The organism is Alteromonas sp. 38, assembly GCF_902506055.1.
In the GTDB taxonomy this organism is placed as follows: Bacteria; Pseudomonadota; Gammaproteobacteria; order Enterobacterales; family Alteromonadaceae; genus Alteromonas; species Alteromonas lipotrueae.
The window spans coordinates 1,969,355-1,986,805 of the sequence record NZ_LR733300.1; the positions used below are offsets into that span (position 1 = coordinate 1,969,355).

At 43.4% G+C, this 17,451-nt stretch carries 14 protein-coding genes; 4 read left to right on the forward strand and 10 right to left on the reverse strand.

What is annotated here, in order from left to right:
• Positions 1-97: 97 nt before the first annotated feature.
• The 4 genes from cmk to gyrA form a co-directional block, all read right to left on the reverse strand.
• Positions 98-769 carry a (d)CMP kinase gene (gene cmk / locus FLAVO9R_RS08460; RefSeq protein WP_013784169.1) on the reverse strand — a complete coding sequence of 224 codons (672 nt, stop codon included), beginning with the start codon at positions 767-769 and terminating at the stop codon, positions 98-100.
• A 157-nt stretch (positions 770-926) separates the two neighbouring features.
• The gene (aroA, locus tag FLAVO9R_RS08465) at positions 927-2,207 is read right to left on the reverse strand and encodes a 3-phosphoshikimate 1-carboxyvinyltransferase (protein ID WP_159530450.1); all 1,281 of its coding nucleotides are present in this window, start codon (positions 2,205-2,207) and stop codon (positions 927-929) included.
• 2 nt (positions 2,208-2,209) lie between these two features.
• Positions 2,210-3,295 (reverse strand): 3-phosphoserine/phosphohydroxythreonine transaminase, encoded by a 1,086-nt coding sequence (gene serC / locus FLAVO9R_RS08470; protein WP_013784171.1) that lies wholly within the window; start codon positions 3,293-3,295, stop codon positions 2,210-2,212.
• 96 nt (positions 3,296-3,391) lie between these two features.
• A complete protein-coding gene (gene gyrA / locus FLAVO9R_RS08475; protein WP_159530452.1) occupies positions 3,392-6,088 on the reverse strand; it encodes a DNA topoisomerase (ATP-hydrolyzing) subunit A in 2,697 nt (898 codons plus the stop codon).
• 424 nt (positions 6,089-6,512) lie between these two features.
• Between gyrA and ubiG the strand changes: the two genes are divergently transcribed.
• The 4 genes from ubiG to yfaE all read left to right on the forward strand — a co-directional run bounded on the left by ubiG (position 6,513) and on the right by yfaE (position 11,656).
• The gene (ubiG, locus tag FLAVO9R_RS08480; RefSeq protein ID WP_159530454.1) at positions 6,513-7,217 is read left to right on the forward strand and encodes a bifunctional 2-polyprenyl-6-hydroxyphenol methylase/3-demethylubiquinol 3-O-methyltransferase UbiG; all 705 of its coding nucleotides are present in this window, start codon (positions 6,513-6,515) and stop codon (positions 7,215-7,217) included.
• Between the two features lie 554 nt (positions 7,218-7,771).
• Positions 7,772-10,093, forward strand: coding sequence for a class 1a ribonucleoside-diphosphate reductase subunit alpha (gene nrdA / locus FLAVO9R_RS08485; RefSeq protein WP_159530456.1), 2,322 nt, complete (start codon positions 7,772-7,774; stop codon positions 10,091-10,093).
• An 86-nt stretch (positions 10,094-10,179) separates the two neighbouring features.
• Positions 10,180-11,310 (forward strand): class Ia ribonucleoside-diphosphate reductase subunit beta, encoded by a 1,131-nt coding sequence (nrdB, locus tag FLAVO9R_RS08490; protein ID WP_159530458.1) that lies wholly within the window; start codon positions 10,180-10,182, stop codon positions 11,308-11,310.
• 73 nt (positions 11,311-11,383) lie between these two features.
• Positions 11,384-11,656 carry a class I ribonucleotide reductase maintenance protein YfaE gene (yfaE, locus tag FLAVO9R_RS08495; protein WP_013784176.1) on the forward strand — a complete coding sequence of 91 codons (273 nt, stop codon included), beginning with the start codon at positions 11,384-11,386 and terminating at the stop codon, positions 11,654-11,656.
• A gap of 74 nt (positions 11,657-11,730) precedes the next feature.
• Here the strand turns inward: yfaE and FLAVO9R_RS08500 are convergent, their stop codons facing one another.
• From FLAVO9R_RS08500 to FLAVO9R_RS08525, 6 genes are all read right to left on the reverse strand, one after another.
• Positions 11,731-13,218, reverse strand: coding sequence for a sensor histidine kinase (locus tag FLAVO9R_RS08500; RefSeq protein ID WP_159534506.1), 1,488 nt, complete (start codon positions 13,216-13,218; stop codon positions 11,731-11,733).
• Between the two features lie 28 nt (positions 13,219-13,246).
• Positions 13,247-13,960 carry a response regulator transcription factor gene (locus tag FLAVO9R_RS08505; RefSeq protein ID WP_159530460.1) on the reverse strand — a complete coding sequence of 238 codons (714 nt, stop codon included), beginning with the start codon at positions 13,958-13,960 and terminating at the stop codon, positions 13,247-13,249.
• A gap of 142 nt (positions 13,961-14,102) precedes the next feature.
• Entirely contained in the window at positions 14,103-14,825 is a 723-nt protein-coding gene (locus tag FLAVO9R_RS08510; protein ID WP_159530462.1) for a spondin domain-containing protein, read from the reverse strand.
• 10 nt (positions 14,826-14,835) lie between these two features.
• Complete coding sequence (locus tag FLAVO9R_RS08515; RefSeq protein WP_159530464.1) at positions 14,836-15,540, reverse strand: spondin domain-containing protein; 705 nt, start codon at positions 15,538-15,540, stop codon at positions 14,836-14,838.
• Between the two features lie 667 nt (positions 15,541-16,207).
• Positions 16,208-16,810, reverse strand: coding sequence for a Pr6Pr family membrane protein (locus tag FLAVO9R_RS08520; RefSeq protein ID WP_159530466.1), 603 nt, complete (start codon positions 16,808-16,810; stop codon positions 16,208-16,210).
• 168 nt (positions 16,811-16,978) lie between these two features.
• The gene (locus tag FLAVO9R_RS08525; protein ID WP_159530468.1) at positions 16,979-17,353 is read right to left on the reverse strand and encodes a DUF6559 family protein; all 375 of its coding nucleotides are present in this window, start codon (positions 17,351-17,353) and stop codon (positions 16,979-16,981) included.
• Between the last annotated feature and the right edge of the window lie 98 nt (positions 17,354-17,451).

Genomic DNA, 17,451 nt, shown 5'->3' on the forward strand with positions numbered 1-17,451 from the left:
ATATCCACGCTTCAAATCCGGATAACGTGGGGTTATTAGTAAAAGCCGCCACTCCCTGTGGTAGCACTGCTTTGAATATCTTAAAAACTCACCTTACTTAAAGGCGCGAATTGATGATATCCATCGCTTTTTCAAAGACTTGGTCTATATCCAAGTCCGTTGAGTCTATAATTACCGCATCTTGAGCCGGTACCAATGGCGCCACTGAACGTTGTGTATCTCGCTCATCTCTGGCCTTGATATCGGTTAAAAGGCGCGCAATATTAACATCCATACCTTTAGCTTTCAACTGGCTATAGCGACGTTCAGCACGGGCTTCGGCGCTAGCGGTAAGAAATATCTTCACTTTTGCGTCGGGGAAAACCACTGTACCCATGTCTCGACCGTCGGCGACAAGGCCAGGATCTTGTTGAAAAGCACGTTGACGTCGAAGCAAAGCTTCACGAACGCGAGGTAACGCGGCAACCTTCGATGCAACACTACCCACTTCTTCAGTGCGAATGTCGTCAGTTACGTCTTCACCTTCCAAAATGACACGTGTGGTGTCTTTGTCAGTTTCAAAACTTACATCAAGACCCGTTGCTAACGGAACAACACATTCTTCATCGTCGCACGGTAAGTCGTGGTGTAGAGCTGCGACAGCCAAAACACGATAAATCGCGCCGCTATCTAAAAAGTGCCATCCAAGCTTCTTTGCGAGTAAGCTACTTAACGTTCCCTTACCTGCACCGCTGGGACCGTCAACCGTGACTACGGGTGTAGAATGCATACCTGCTCCAGAATTTATAAAATACGTAAAAATCGCGCGCAATTATACGCGTTAAGTAGAGATAAGCAATGCCATCGAGCGTTGATGGCATTGTACATAAGGCTAAATTTCGTTTTAAAAATAATACGCTATGAACGAAATAAGGTCTTTTTTCAGACTAAGAATAGAGTGTGGCAAACCGTGTGAAGTAATCAGGGAAGGTTTTGCGGGTACAACCTGGGTCGTTAATGGTTACCGGCGTATCACTGAGAGCCACTAACGAAAAGCACATGGCAATGCGATGATCGTTATAGGTATCAATGGCAGCATGCTTTAACGTATCCGTTGGCCATACTTTAATATAGTCATGCCCTTCTTCTACTTCTGCACCCAACTTTCTAAGCTCAGTGGCCATGGCGTTTAAACGGTCAGTCTCTTTTACTCGCCAGTTGTAGATGTTAGTAATACTGGTTGGCCCTTGTGCAAAAAGCGCAGTAGTGGCAATGGTCATTGCGGCATCAGGAATATGGTTCATATCCATGTCTACACCCTTAAGTGGAGCCCCTGTTACTTCCACATATTCATCATGCCAAGTGATTTTAGCGCCCATGGCTTCAAGCACATCGGCAAAGCGAATATCACCTTGGATGCTATTTTTACCAATTCCGGTTACGCGTACCGTTCCGCCTTTAATGGCGCCGGCTGCAAGGAAGTAAGAAGCCGATGAAGCATCACCTTCCACCATAAATTTACCTGGCGAACGATATGATTGCCCTGCACTAATGGTGAATGTTTGATAGTTATCATTGTTCACTTCAACACCAAACTTCGCCATGGTATCTAGGGTAATATCGATATACGGTTTTGACACTAATTCGCCTTTAATACGAATGGTCACGTCACCAGTAAACAACGGTGCAGACATTAATAGTGCAGTCAAAAATTGACTCGACACACTACCGTCTACTTCCATTTCACCGCCGGATAACGTCTTACCCTTAATTTGTAGCGGAGGAAAACCGTCGTTTTTAAGGTATTCAATTTCCGCGTTACCCATGCGTAATGCATCAACCAAATCGCCTATAGGGCGCTCTTCCATGCGCGGCTCACCGGTAAGTACGACTTGTACCTTACTGGCAGCGAGTGCAGCGCATAGTGGGCGCATTGCCGTACCTGCATTACCTAAGAAAAGTTCTAATGGCTCGGCAACTGAAAACGCCCCGCCGTTACCCACTACTTTACAGCGAGTTTTATCTTCACTGAGTGAATAAGTAACGCCAAGTTTGGTTAGCGCATTTAGCATATGCTCAATATCTTCACTATCAAGCAAGTTTGTTAGTTCGGTTTCGCCTTCAGCTAATGCAGCAAGCAGTAATGCTCGGTTCGACAGGCTTTTAGACCCAGGAACGTTTACTTCCCCTGATACTTTGCTAATAGGTTCTAATGTTAACTGTTCCATGACTACCCGTTTACTCGTTCAAATTCACGCATAAATTCTACTAACGCCATCACCCCTTCAACGGGCATAGCGTTATAAATGCTAGCACGCATTCCGCCTACAGAGCGGTGACCTTTTAATGCCATTAAACCAGCATCTTGTGCTTGGCGTAAAAATAGCGCATCTAATTCTGGGTTAGCCAACTGAAACGGCACATTCATTTTAGAACGATTGTCTGGGTGTACTTGGCTAGCATAAAAATCAGAGCTGTCGATAGCAGAATACAACAATGATGCTTTTTCGCTGTTGCGTTTTGCCATAGCATCAACGCCGCCCATCTCTTTGAGCCACTCAAACACTAACCCCGCCAAATACCACGAGAACGTGGGCGGCGTGTTATACATAGAATCAGCTTTAGCGGCTAATGCGTAGTCGAAAATTGACGGTGTTTCTTTGCGGGCTTTGCCCACTAAGTCTTCACGAACAATCACTACCGACAAACCACTTGGGCCTATATTTTTCTGCGCACCGGCGTAAATAAGACCGTGTTTAGCAACATCAACAGGCTGAGACAAAATAGTAGAAGACATATCAGAAACCAGCGGTACATCGCCAGACTCTGGTAACCAATCGTAGGCGATACCGTCAACGGTTTCATTCGGGCAGAAATGATAATACGCTGCAGATTGATCTACATTGGCCAGTGAGGGTTGCGGCATGTAATGCAAACCCTCTTTTTTAGAAAGCTCGCCTACCACTACAGCATTATTGTATTTCGCAGCTTCACTCACCGCACCATCAGACCAAGACCCACTGACTAAGTGAAGACTGGTGTCTGAAGCAGACGATAAATTAAGGGGAACCGCTGCAAATTGACCACGTCCACCGCCATGGGTGAAAAGAACATGATAATTTTTAGGAACCGAGAGTAATTCGCGCAAATCTTGTTCAGCTTTGGCTGCTATCTCGATGAAATCTTTTCCGCGGTGACTGACTTCCATTACCGAGCAACCTGAGTCGCGCCAGTTAGTAAATTCAGCTTGTGCTTTTTGCATTACGGCTTCAGGCAACTTTGCCGGGCCAGCGCTAAAATTGAAAACCTCTTTCATTGCGTTTTTCAACACCTATAAAATAACAAGCGGCCTAAGCCGCTTGTAATAAAGAACACCGATAACTGCCCGCTTTTAAATTAAGCGGGCAATACCCTACTCTTCTGTCGTTGAGCTGTCGCCGTCTTGTGCAGCGTTTTCTTCTTGCTCAATAGGTTCTTCTATAGCGATTGGATTGCCATCTTCATCTAACTCTAGCAATTCTTCTACTACTTCTTCTATACGTTGTAAGCCAACAACGTGTTCGTTCTCAACAGTACGGATTAAGCGAACACCTTGGGTATTTCTACCTACCACTGATACTTCACCAACGCGGGTACGTACTAAAGTACCTTGGTCAGAAATAAGCATGATTTCATTGGCTTCATCAACTTGAACCGCGCCAACCACTTTACCATTACGCTCAGAAACCTTAATCGATACTACACCTTGTGTAGCACGGCTCTTCGCTGGGTAATCTTCTAGCGGTGTACGTTTACCAAAACCGTTCTCTGTGGCAGTAAGGATAGGACCATCACCACGAGGTACAATTAGGGACACAACGCGTTGGTCGTCTTGTAATCTGATACCACGAACACCGGTAGCGGTACGACCCATTGGACGTAGTGCTAATAGTTCTTCGCCAGTTTCAGGATCTAATTTAACGTTACCTGTTTCGCTGTCACGCAGTTTTTCGTTAAAGCGAACCACTTTACCCGCGTCTGAGAACAACATAATGTCGTCATCACCATGGGTAATGTCAACACCAATTAGTTCATCACCTTCGTTCAAGTTAACAGCAATGATACCGCTTGAACGTGGGCGTGAATAAAGGCTTAAATCGGTTTTCTTCACCGTACCGTTAGCCGTCGCCATTAATACAAACTTACCTTCTTCAAATTCTTTGATAGGTAGAATTGCAGTAATACGCTCGTTATCTTCTAAAGGAAGAATGTTCACAATTGGACGACCACGCGCGTTACGGCTCGCTAACGGCAATTGATACACTTTCAACCAGTACAAACGGCCACGGGTTGAGAAGCAAAGTATGTGGTCATGAGTATTCGCAACGAGTAGCTTCTCAATGAAATCTTCATTCTTCATCTTGGTAGCGGATTTACCACGGCCACCACGACGCTGAGATTCATAATCATTAAGTTTTTGATACTTCACATAGCCTTCACGAGACAAGGTAACTACAACGTCTTCTTGTTCGATTAAGTCTTCAATATCAATATCGTGACTAGCAGCAGTAATTTCAGTACGGCGCGCGTCACCAAATTCGTCACGAATTTTCTCAAGCTCTTCTTCAATCACTTCCATTAATCGCTCTGGGCTATTAAGGATGTGAAGTAGTTCAGCGATAACGTCTAGAAGCTGTTTATATTCTTCAAGAATTTTTTCGTGCTCAAGACCAGTCAGTCTGTGCAAGCGAAGGTCTAGAATAGCTTGTGCTTGTTGTTCGGTAAGGAAGTATTGTCCGTCACGAATACCAAACTCAGGCATTAACCAATCTGGGCGTGCAGCATCATCACCAGCACGTTCAAGCATTTGCGAAACATCGCCTAAATCCCACCCTTGTGCCACTAACGCTTTTTTCGCATCAGCAGGGCCAGGTGAGGCTTTAATTAGCTCAATGATTGGGTCGATGTTGGCTAGCGCAATGGCTAAACCTTCAAGGATGTGTGCACGGTCGCGAGCTTTACGTAGTTCAAATACCGTTCTGCGGGTAACGACTTCACGGCGATGCAGAATAAAGGCTTCTAAGGTCTCTTTTAAGTTAAAGACTTTAGGCTGGCCGTTATCTAACGCAACCATGTTAATACCAAATACCGTTTGTAACTGCGTATTAGCGTATAAATGGTTAAGTAGTACTTCCGCTGATTCGTTACGTTTTACTTCAACAACAATACGCATACCGTCTTTATCAGACTCGTCACGTAGTGCAGAAATTCCTTCGATACGTTTTTCTTTAACTAGCTCAGCAATTTTTTCAATAAGGCGAGCTTTGTTAACCTGGTACGGAATTTCATTAATGATAATGGTTTCTTTACCGTTATCTTCCGTTTCAATTTCCGCTTTGGCGCGCATGTATATTTTGCCGCGACCGGTACGGTAAGCGTCATCAATACCTTTACGACCACTGATCATAGCGGCAGTAGGGAAATCAGGACCAGGGATATGAAGCATTAAGTCATCAATCGTAATTGATGGGTCTTTAATAAGGGCAATACAGCCGTTGATAACTTCAGTTAAGTTATGTGGCGGAATGTTAGTTGCCATACCTACCGCGATACCAGAAGAACCGTTTACCAGTAAGTTAGGAACCTTAGTAGGTAACACTTCTGGAATGTGTTCAGTGCCATCGTAGTTAGGTACGAAGTCGACGGTTTCTTTATCGAGGTCGGCAAGAAGTTCGTGGGCAATTTTTGCCATACGTATTTCGGTGTAACGCATCGCAGCGGCTGAATCGCCATCTACCGAACCAAAGTTACCTTGGCCGTCTACCAACATATAGCGAAGTGAGAATGGCTGGGCCATACGTACAATAGTATCGTATACCGCAGAATCACCATGTGGGTGATACTTACCAATTACATCACCTACCACACGGGCAGATTTCTTGTATGGTTTGTTGAAGTCGTTTTTCAGTTCGTTCATTGCGAACAGCACACGGCGGTGTACAGGCTTCAAACCATCTCTCACGTCAGGCAATGCTCGCCCGACAATAACGCTCATCGCGTAATCGAGATAGGAGTTCTTTAACTCTTCCTCAATATTAACGGGGAGGATTTCGTTAGCGTTATCAGACATAAACTGCTTAATCCCTTTTTTTCGGTTTGTTCTGCATTATCTATCTAGCTCAATCTACACAATATAGAGAAGCAAACGATAGATTTGCATTGTTATTATGGGCTCATAATCTTGCTTCGAGTGTAACACTTGATGACACATTTATGTAGCGCTTAATTGCCCTTCCTTACGTACTCGTTAACAAGCGATTATTTTTCGTTCAAGCAGGCACTCGAAACGGCATTCAAGTGCCAAAAACGATGCCTTAACGCTGGTTTTGCGTTATGTTATTGCTCTTATATAGGCAGTGTTTAATTAATCGCAGATATCTTCTATCTGTCGAGCGGCATCAGTCATGTGCGTTCTTTTGCAAAATCGGTATATAAAAATCGATGCTATAAATTAGTGCAAAACAATAAGCAGGCGCAGAAAGGAAAAAATATAAATGACAAACGTTGATGAGCAGGAAATTGATAAGTTTTCAGAGTTAGCCTCACGGTGGTGGGATCCTGAAAGTGAGTTCAAACCCCTACATTTAATTAACCCACTTCGTTTAGATTTTATTAACCAACACAGCAATGGCTTGTTTAACAAGAAAGTGGTGGATATTGGTTGTGGTGGCGGCATATTGGCTGAGTCTATGGCGAAAGCCGGTGCTGAAGTTGTTGGGCTCGATATGGCAAGTGCGTCTTTAGAAATTGCCAAGCTTCACGGTTTAGAGTCGGGCATCAATGTTGACTACCACTGTGTTACCGCTGAATCCTTCGCAGACAGTCACGCAGGCGAGTTCGATGTAGTGACTTGTATGGAAATGCTTGAACATGTTCCCGACCCTGCTTCGGTAGTGCGGGCTTGCGCTAAATTAGTTAAGCCTGGTGGCCATGTTTTCTTCTCTACATTAAACCGAAATATAAAGTCTTATTTGATGGGGATCGTTGGGGCTGAGTATTTATTAAAGCTGGTGCCAAAAGGCACTCACGATCATTCTCGATTCATTAAACCTTCTGAACTTATGCAGATGACAGATGATGCCGGTTTGCTACCACGAGATATGACCGGCTTACATATGGACCCTGTTTCCCAGGGCTTTTATCTTTCTGACCGCAATGTAGACGTTAACTACCTACTATATACGGTGTCGCAAGATTAATTAGCACTACATATTGGGGCTTGATGATAATTTCAACACCACATATCGTGTTTAGGTGTTAAGTACGATATTAAGTTAAATTATTTTAAGCCTCGATCATTTTTTCGAATAGTACTTGCAATCAGTATATTTAAGGCTTGTAGAAAGCTAAAAAGTTAGTCACTACTAACCTAAAATCCGTGCCAGTTTAAGTGGTCGTTTAAGCACCAGATATTGGGTTGCATTGTGAGGCAAACCTCACTATCTTGTGTTTAATCCAACGCGGGATCCCAAAGCGATTTTTTTGGAGATTATTGAGATCGACAACGATCCTTTTACTGCGTTTATTCGGATGATCAGACAAAACATACTATTAAAGAAAAGCATTCAGCGGCATCTCTCAAACTTATGCGCTAATAAGTTTAGGGTTGGTCGTGGTTAGTTGTGTATTTCGCGCAAATGGTCTTACGCAGATGTATTACTTCGCAGCGAAACAACTAACTTAAAAAGAATACACATTATAACAGGGTGATATACCCACGCCTCGCGCGCTAACAGACAACGGCCAGAGTAACATGAATAATAGTTTATCCGTCACCAAGCGAAATGGTGAGCAAGAATCCATCGACCTAGAAAAAATTCATAAGGTGGTGACATGGGCTGCAAAAGGACTTGAAAACGTCTCAGTTTCACAAGTTGAAATTAAAGCTCAAATCCAGTTTTTCGACGGTATCAATACCAGCGAAATCCATGAAACCCTTATCAAATCAGCTGCAGACTTAATTTCTACCGACGCGCCTGATTACCAATACTTGGCAGCTCGCCTTGCTATTTTCCACCTTCGCAAGAAAGCCTACGGTCAGTTCGAGCCCCCTGCACTGTTTGACCATGTCACTAATATGGTTGAGATGGGCAAATACGATAAGCATTTAATTGAAGATTATACTGCTGAAGAATTTGCCGAGATGGATACTTATATCGATCATTGGCGCGACATGAACTTCAGCTACGCCGCCGTTAAGCAGCTTGAAGGTAAGTACCTGGTTCAAAACCGTGTAACCGGTGAAATTTACGAAAGTGCCCAGTTCTTATACATCTTGGTAGCAGCGTGTCTGTTCGCTAACTACCCGAAAGATACCCGTATGAGCTACATTCGTCGTTTCTACGATGCCGCTTCTACGTTTAAGTTATCACTACCTACGCCAATTATGTCTGGCGTACGTACCCCTACTCGTCAATTTAGCTCGTGTGTACTAATTGAAACTGGCGATAGCCTTGATTCAATTAACGCTACCGCTAGCGCTATCGTTAAATACGTAAGCCAGCGAGCAGGTATCGGTGTGAATGCTGGCCGTATTCGCGCACTAGGTAGCCCTATTCGTGGTGGAGAAGCTTTCCACACAGGTTGTATTCCTTTCTACAAGTACTTCCAAACAGCCGTTAAAAGCTGTTCGCAAGGCGGTGTTCGTGGTGGCGCAGCTACTTTGTTCTACCCACTATGGCATATGGAAGTTGAATCGTTATTAGTGCTTAAGAACAACCGTGGTGTAGAAGAAAACCGCGTTCGTCACTTAGACTACGGCGTACAGTTCAACAAACTCATGTATCAACGCATGATGAAAGATGACTATATTTCATTATTTAGCCCATCTGACGTACCTGGCCTTTACGATGCGTTCTTTGCCGATCAAGAAAAGTTCGAGCGTTTGTATGTGCAATACGAAAACGACGACAACATTCGTAAAAAGCGCATTAAAGCTATGGAGCTGTTCAGCTTGTTCATGCAAGAGCGTGCAAGCACAGGTCGTATTTACCTTCAAAACGTTGACCACTGTAACACGCACAGCCCGTTCAACCCTGAAGTGGCACCTGTACGTCAAAGTAACCTTTGTCTTGAAATTGCATTGCCTACTAAGCCTTTGCAGCACGTTAACGACGAAGAAGGTGAAATTGCCCTTTGTACGCTATCTGCCTTCAACTTAGGGGCCATTAAGTCACTAGACGAATTTGAAGAATTATCAGACCTAGCAGTACGTGCACTTGATAATCTACTCGATTACCAAGACTACCCAGTACCAGCGGCATACAATGCCACTATGGGTCGCAGAACCTTAGGTGTGGGTGTTATTAACTTCGCTTACTACTTAGCTAAACATGGTGTGAAGTATTCAGACCATAGCGCGAATGGCCTAGTTCACCGCACGTTTGAAGCTATGCAGTATTACCTACTGAAAGCATCGAACAACTTAGCGAAAGAAAAAGGCGCGTGTCCTAAGTTTAACGAGACGACTTATTCGCAAGGCATCATGCCTATCGATAGCTACAAGAAAGATCTTGATGGCGTATGTAACGAGCCACTTCATTACGATTGGGATGCCCTTCGTGAAGAAATCAAGACTCACGGTTTACGTAACTCTACTTTGTCTGCGTTAATGCCTTCTGAGACATCTTCTCAAATTTCAAACGCAACCAACGGTATTGAGCCGCCACGTGGCTTTATTAGTATTAAATCAAGTAAAGACGGCGTACTTAAGCAAGTAGTACCAGAGTACGAGCGCTTAAGAGATCAGTACGAATTGTTGTGGGATATTCCTTCTAACGATGGTTACTTGCAGCTAGTAGGTATTATGCAGAAGTTTATCGACCAAACTATCTCTGCTAACACCAACTACGATCCTAGCCGTTATGACGGTAACAAGGTTCCGATGAAGCTGTTACTGAAAGACCTATTAACAACGTACAAGCTGGGTGTGAAAACCCTGTACTACCACAACACACGCGATGGTGCGACAGACGCTTCAGCATTAGATGTTAAAGCCAATGAGCCGTTACCTCGTCAAGAAGAAGTGGTTATAGAAGAAGACGATGATTGTGCAGGCGGTGCGTGCAAAATTTAGCACGCGCCCGCTTTTGCGAAATCGGTATCGCAGCAAGAACATAAATAATAAAACGCGTTTATCATTAAGTTTTTAGTTAGGCACTCATGAAATATACTACGTTTAATCAGCAAAGTACCAACCCATTGGTTGAACCTATGTTCTTCGGTAACCCGGTGAATGTAGCCCGTTACGACCAACAAAAGCATGCCATTTTCGAAAAGCTTATTGAAAAGCAAATTAGCTTTTTCTGGCGCCCTGAGGAAGTAGATGTATCTCGCGATCGTGTTGATTTTCAAAAATTAACCGACCCTGAAAAGCACATCTTTATTTCAAACTTGAAATACCAAACCCTATTAGACTCGGTTCAAGGCCGCAGCCCTAATATTGCCTTTCTACCTATCATCTCATTGCCTGAGCTTGAGACCTGGGTGGAAACATGGTCTTTCTTTGAAACCATCCACTCTCGCTCTTACACGCACATTTTGCGTAACTTGTTTTCAGATCCTAGCGATATTTTTGAAGACATTGTGGTTAACGATGAAATTAAGCGCCGTGCCGCCGACATTTCGAAGTACTACGACGACCTTATTTTTGCCACTCAATTATGGCAAACACAAGGTGAAGGTGTGCACACTGTTGATGGCGTGCCACATACCATCAACATGTACGAGTTAAAGAAGAAGCTTTTCTTGTGTATGAACTCAGTGAATGCTTTAGAAGCCATTCGTTTCTACGTGTCGTTTGCCTGTACGTTTGCCTTTGCGGAACGTAAGTTGATGGAAGGTAATTCTAAAATTATCCGCCTGATTGCCCGTGATGAAAACCTACATTTGTCTTCTACCCAACACATTTTGAACTTGTGGGCACGAAGCAAAGACGACCCTGAAATGGCGCAAATTGCACAAGATTGCAAAGAAGAAGCTCGCGCTATCTTCATGAATGCCGTTCAGCAAGAAAAAGAATGGGCTGATTACCTTTTCCAGAATGGCTCTATGATTGGCCTTAACAAAGAAATCCTTTGTTCTTACGTTGAATATATTGCCAATCAACGTATGACGGCTATTGGCCTAGATGCACCATTTGAAATCAGCAGTAACCCTCTGCCGTGGATGAATAACTACCTTAACTCTGACAACGTTCAGGTAGCGCCACAAGAGTCTGAAATTAGTTCTTACTTGGTAGGTCAAATTGACTCTGCGGTTAGTGAAGACGATTTTGCTGATTTCGAATTGTAGCGCTAAGCTGATTTTGAGCGCTAGCGCTAACAGAGCACACTACAAAAACGCTAAGAAGTAGCGCCAAAAAATAATGAGCACAGCTGATAAAACACTCCGCATCGACGTTGTTGATGTGGGGTGTATTTCATCCCCCCCTGATACTACGCTTCTTACCGCCCTTGAAGCCGCTAACATCAATATTCACTACCATTGCCGTGAAGGTTTTTGCGGTGCGTGTAGAACTAAGCTGATTGAAGGCGAAGTAGAATATACTACCGATCCCCTCGCCTTTATTGATGATGACGAAATTCTTCCGTGCTGCTGCGTAGCCTTATGTCCGCTTAAAATCAAAGTGCCTTTATAAATCGAGCCCCGCTATGAATCGAGTACCGTTATAAATCAAGCCCGCTATAATTTACCTACCGCTTAAGCCCAACCTTAATGACTGTTCGCTAAGGTAAGTTCAAAGCTAAAACACGTGCCCTTCCCTAATTGACTCTCTACTCTCAAATCGGAATTAAGCAGTGCCATTAGCTTTTTGCAAATAGCCAAACCTAAACCTGCATGGCTACACGTATCTTTTTCTGTATTACTGGCCTGATACCTAGCATCAAAAATGTACGCTATTTCTTTATCACTAATTCCAATACCGGTATCACGAATATCTACTCTAAGCTTATCGTTATGTAACACCACAGCAAGGTCTATGCTGCCATTTTCCGGGGTATGGCGAATAGCATTGGCAATAAGGTTCGTAAGCACGCGCTCAAGCTTGCCAATATCAGCAAACACGTAGTATTCAAAGTGATCGGGAATAACTTTAATAGCGATATTTTTCTGTTTCGCATCAAGCTCGAACTTTGCGGCCACATCATGCAGTAATTCACCTAACGGAAAAGACTCTTGATGCAAGGTAACTTGCCCGCCTTCTAAATACGCAAGCTCAAATATTTGGTCGATAAGATGCTTTAAGTTTTTCGCGTTTTTAAGCGACACATCCACAAAATGTCTTCTATCTTCTTTAGATAAACTGTCTTCATTCAGCGCTAATGTTTCAATGTAACCTTGTAGGCTAGCCAAAGGAGTACGCAGGTCGTGTGATAAGTCGGCAAGCAGTACACGCCGCTGGCTATCAATTTTATTAAGCTGTTCGAACTGATTGTCTATATGGGTAAGCATATCGGTAAACGCACAGCCTAAGCGGTCTATTTCGTTGGCGCTGTTTCTGTTCCATGTAGCCAAATTAGGGGGTAGTTTTTCACGATGAAAATCGGCTTCTCGTACGCAGTCCATATCATCGCTTAAGCGTCTTAATGGCGTGGTGAAATATTTAAACAACACAAGTAACGCTAGCAAAAGCAAAAACAAACCAACAAACATAAATAATGCGACTTCGCGCATGCTCTGGCTGTTTTGTAAATTCGCGATAATGGAGTCGTAACGCTCACCACCAATAATCACATACAAATAGCCTTGCAGTTGTTCGTTGTTATAAACCGGTGCCGCAGAAAATATTTTTTGCAGGCCAATGTTTCTTGGGTCATCGCCTTCAATAGGAAAACCGCGATCGGTATTAATAAGCTGTTTTATAGGGGCAATATCCACCGCCTCGGCTTTCACTTTTCCAGGCTCGGCCGAATACGTAAGAATGGTGCCTTCAGGGTCTAAATAATAGAACTCAAAACTTGGGCCCAAAATCATTAGCGTATGGAAAAGGTTTCCAAGGGCTTCGTAGTCGTATACCCCTTCCTTAAGCAGCGGATTATCACTAACAAGATGTTCCGCTAATCCAATATGCAGTTTTTGTTCTGCTTCTTGTTGAGTACGTTCTTGTAAAAAATTCGTGGAGTAAAAACAGGCAATCATCACCACCATAAATACGCCAACCAAGCACACGGCAAGGCGAGGATAAAAGCCAAATTTCATGGGGCTATTTATGAGGTTATTCACGAGGCTATACTCCTTGAGGATTAAATTTGTACCCTACACCCCATACGGTTTGTACAATTTGGGGCGCGGTGGCGTCGTTTTCTAACTTCGAACGCAGCCGGTTTATATGTGAATTCACCGTATGCTCGTAGCCACTATGATGGTAACCCCACACCGATTCTAATAATTGGCTGCGACTAAACACTTGCCCAGGGTGACTGGCTAAGTGATGAAGCAATTCAAATTCAGTGGCGGTTAGTACCAATTCTTCTTCAGATAAAAATACCTGATGATTTCGCTGGTCGATAACAAGGCGACCTAATTTTAACGGTGTATCTGCTTGTTGTTGCGTAGTTTGAGTTTGCTGCACCACATGATATTTTCGAAGCTGAGAACGCACCCTTGCTTGCAGTTCTCTTACGCTAAATGGCTTTGTCATGTAATCGTCGGCGCCAAGCTCTAACCCTAATACTCTGTCGGTTTCAGAGGTTTTCGAGGTAAGCATAATAATGCTTTGCATAGGCAAGGCATCTCGCACCTTGCGGCATATATCTAAGCCGCTCATGCTAGGTAGCATCACATCCAAAATTACAATGGCAAATTCATCAGACAACGCGCATTCCAGTGCTACTTTTCCATCAGTTTGATGTTCTATTTCAACACCCAGTTCTAACAGATTAACCCGCATTAAATTTGCGATATCTTGGTCGTCTTCAACAATTAATATTTTGTCGGTCATTTTTGGGAAAACCACAGTTCAAAAACTAATAGAACGATGGAAAAGCGTTAATCTTTCACAAGATTAACGCTTTTTATTTACTTGCCCGTTAAATTAGCGGCTGAATTGGCCGTTCTTCTAGCGATAGAGGCATTGTTTTTCATTACTCTGTTCGCGTAATTTGTATACGAATAACCGGGTTATCGAACTTATGTTCAACCGTTAACGCCGAGGTTGAAAGCCCGTCATCTGAGCTCACCACACCTGGGTGCATTGAGATAAACCCTGTGTCGTCACGACTTGGGCTAAAGCCTTCACCATTGGCTGCTGGGCCTGGCACGGTTGCTGCACTTTCAGTGTTTGCTTCCGTACCTGCATCATAAGCTGGGCTAACAGTAGTATAGGTAGCACCTACTTCAAGGTTGGCTAGGCTCCAACTGTTAATACCGGTAAAGGCATCGTTGGTATTTCCCAGCATGGCAGCAATAGTCAGGTTAGCGTCAGTGATATCGTTAATGGTGACACTAATTGTTTGTGAGTCACCTGGGGTAATTGGGCCAACGCCGCCAGCACTTGCATCACCTAATGTTAAAAAGTCGGCAGAATCACCTTGTTCAGCAATACGCTCTAGTTCCACTGATGCAACTGCACCTACTTCCCATAACGTACCTTCGCTATGCAGCACTACCGCAGGCGGAGATACTGGCTGACCATTGGTTAAATTAGTTACAGTTACGTCGTACGATACCGGCACTGGATCGGGAATTTCAGCTGGCACTTCTACTTCTACAATTACTTCACGGGTATCGTCATCACCACACGCCGCAAGCAAAAAGGGTAACGTAAGTACCAATGCTTTTTTATAATGTTTGGCTAAATATTGCATAACAGCCTCCTTATCGTACGGTTACTGTTACTTTAGCTACTGGGTTCAACCAACGATGAACGGCGTTGTCTACATCACTTGCACCTTCCGTTAACGAGTCGTCGCCAATGTTTCCGCGGTGAATATGTACGGTAGTGTTAGTATCTGCGCCTGCTACACCAGTTCCGCCGTTACCAAGTAATGGGTCTAGTGGAGGTGGTACTGGCATACCCGCCATACCTGGTTCGCCGCTACCACGTAATTCGTCGTTAGCTTCTGTTCCCGCATCATAGGCATTAATGAAAACCGTATAGGTGCCAGCTTCTGTTGGAATTTCCCAGTTATCTAACCCGATAAAACCATCGTTAGAAGGAAGGATCATCGCTACAACCGACAATACAACATTGTCGTCTGCGGTCATTAAGTCGGCTGACGTAGACATGGTGGGCGCTAACAGCCCGCCTGCAGGGTTGGCGATAACGTCTGCACCAATAGCAGTGCCAATGGTAGCAATACCGTCTAAACTGCCGCCTTCGGCCATCATTTGAATTTCAGTGCTGGCAGCCTCACCCACTTCAAACAAGCTAGCATCAGCGGTGTGCGCCACAGCGGCAATAGGTGTGAAGTACAACCCGTGAGTTAAGTTCTGAATTTCTACCGTTATATCAGCAGCGAAACTTTGTTGGCTTGCAAACGCAAGCAATGCCGCTGCAGAAATTTTATTAAATCGCTTCATGATGTTTCCTTAGTAATGAATGAGTGAGTGTTAACGCCCTATCAATACTGAAAGAAAGATGTCACGAAAGTATCCAGAAATTGGGACAAAACTGTACTGATGACATAACAGGTTTGTAAAGTTGGCTCGATAAATGTGTTCGATAAGGTAACGAGTCCACTGTAACCAGAGGTGAATCATGGGTTTGGTGGCCATGATGATCGTATTTACCGCAATAGCTAATGGGTGTTCTATGCACTCGATTACTCATAGAGTGAGCCAGTAAATGTATTCGCCGCATGCACAAATTATTAGACATTGCGTACTTACGCCGCCACACATCAAATTTTGACAGCATTCTGGTGAAAACACTTCCACTAAAATGAGCAGCTTTCTTCATCAATATGCTTTACGTAAATTTTTCCAAGATGACTTAAATAGAATCTTCAGCTGCATGAACTGCCTTAATTGGAACAAACGGAATCAAAACCCCCTTCAAAAATAGGTTTGTTTTTTGGTAAATAAGCCTGAATACTCTTTACTTTATAGTAATTTATCATGTGGCAAATAGGCTCTCCATAATGTTTCATAACCTTCCATTATCAAGTGCAGGAAAGTGAGGTTTAGAAATGAAGTAAGCCCTTAGATATCAGCCCATGCACGGAATGCGAGTCAATTATCTCTTTCGTTAAAAATGACCAATCACTTTGCCTATAAATATAAAAAAAGTAGCACCTATTAACAGGCAAATTGATAAGGCCAACGCATTAAAAAAAACTTTTTTGACTCCAAGTTCATTAATGTTCGTAAATTCATAAGGATAGAATTCTGACCATTTACCATGCAGAATGGTGTAAAGGGCGTAGCTTAACGGAAAGATTAGCCAATACCCTACCAATGAGTATTCGAGTTGTTGCTTTTCTGAAAATAACAACCAATACGTTAATGTAGCAAGCGGCGTGATAGCGTGAACAAACAAATCAGCAATACGCTCGAAGAATGACAGTTTAAGCCATCCATAGATAAGGTAATTAGCGATACCTACCGTAAAGATGTAAAACGTAATGGCAGCGGCGATATTGGCATTAAGCGCGAAGGTACTGACTGCCTGTGAGGAAGAAAAAGTAATAACTCCAGACCATAACAAGACAAGAACGTTTGAGAGCGTAGTGTAATAGCTAAAAAATTTCCAAACCGTGACAGCTAAGCTATCTTCTCCTCTTTTAGCGATTTCTCTGACGAGACTTAAAGTTAAAGCTAAAGCCGTACTTAAAAAAAGCAAGATACTCATTTCGAATCCTTGGGAAGAAAGAAGGTTCCCCCCACCTCACCACGAGATAAATAATAGTTAGTAACGTTGAGCGAATGTTCAGAATAAATAACACGGCTGCTTATTAATCACACTGGCTTGTTTTTCTAAAAGCGCATGCCAAATACTATCCCATGCTCATAAAAAAGACTATTCGCCACCTCCGCCGCAGCCGCCATCCCCACAACCACCTTCCCCCCCAATAACAACACTTTCACCACCGATGGTTGAGCGACGAGAATAATCTAATAGTGATTCGAAATTAAATCGAGGCCAATTTCCAAAACACGTTTTAGATACGTCTAAGCGCAGATCATTATAAGTTGACGCTAAACCCAATTTTTCGAACTCAGCCTGCGAGCAAAACATGGCAAAAGCATATTCTACATTGTGTTTAGTCTTGAGCTCACTATCAAAAATACGCTTCACTTCTTCAGTAGAATAAAATGTTTGCTTTTCAAACGCACTCACCAATGCTGGGGGCAATACGCTAGCAATTCTGTGAATTGGATTTTTATCAAACATATCTATTATTTAGTACACTCCATTTTGTCATTTTGCCATTTGATGCTTTGCACAGCAGAATTTATTCATGGGTCAGGTTGTGCTATCGAGTAGCCTCA

Bases quoted from the DNA above. Each gene is read 5' to 3' on its own strand.
- cmk (WP_013784169.1), bottom strand. From the start codon at position 769: ATGCATTCTACACCCGTAGTCACGGTTGACGGTCCCAGCGGTGCAGGT.
- aroA (WP_159530450.1), bottom strand. From the start codon at position 2,207: ATGGAACAGTTAACATTAGAACCTATTAGCAAAGTATCAGGGGAAGTA.
- serC (WP_013784171.1), bottom strand. From the start codon at position 3,295: ATGAAAGAGGTTTTCAATTTTAGCGCTGGCCCGGCAAAGTTGCCTGAA.
- gyrA (WP_159530452.1), bottom strand. From the start codon at position 6,088: ATGTCTGATAACGCTAACGAAATCCTCCCCGTTAATATTGAGGAAGAG.
- ubiG (WP_159530454.1), top strand. From the start codon at position 6,513: ATGACAAACGTTGATGAGCAGGAAATTGATAAGTTTTCAGAGTTAGCC.
- nrdA (WP_159530456.1), top strand. From the start codon at position 7,772: ATGAATAATAGTTTATCCGTCACCAAGCGAAATGGTGAGCAAGAATCC.
- nrdB (WP_159530458.1), top strand. From the start codon at position 10,180: ATGAAATATACTACGTTTAATCAGCAAAGTACCAACCCATTGGTTGAA.
- yfaE (WP_013784176.1), top strand. From the start codon at position 11,384: ATGAGCACAGCTGATAAAACACTCCGCATCGACGTTGTTGATGTGGGG.
- FLAVO9R_RS08500 (WP_159534506.1), bottom strand. From the start codon at position 13,218: ATGAAATTTGGCTTTTATCCTCGCCTTGCCGTGTGCTTGGTTGGCGTA.
- FLAVO9R_RS08505 (WP_159530460.1), bottom strand. From the start codon at position 13,960: ATGACCGACAAAATATTAATTGTTGAAGACGACCAAGATATCGCAAAT.
- FLAVO9R_RS08510 (WP_159530462.1), bottom strand. From the start codon at position 14,825: ATGCAATATTTAGCCAAACATTATAAAAAAGCATTGGTACTTACGTTA.
- FLAVO9R_RS08515 (WP_159530464.1), bottom strand. From the start codon at position 15,540: ATGAAGCGATTTAATAAAATTTCTGCAGCGGCATTGCTTGCGTTTGCA.
- FLAVO9R_RS08520 (WP_159530466.1), bottom strand. From the start codon at position 16,810: ATGAGTATCTTGCTTTTTTTAAGTACGGCTTTAGCTTTAACTTTAAGT.
- FLAVO9R_RS08525 (WP_159530468.1), bottom strand. From the start codon at position 17,353: ATGTTTGATAAAAATCCAATTCACAGAATTGCTAGCGTATTGCCCCCA.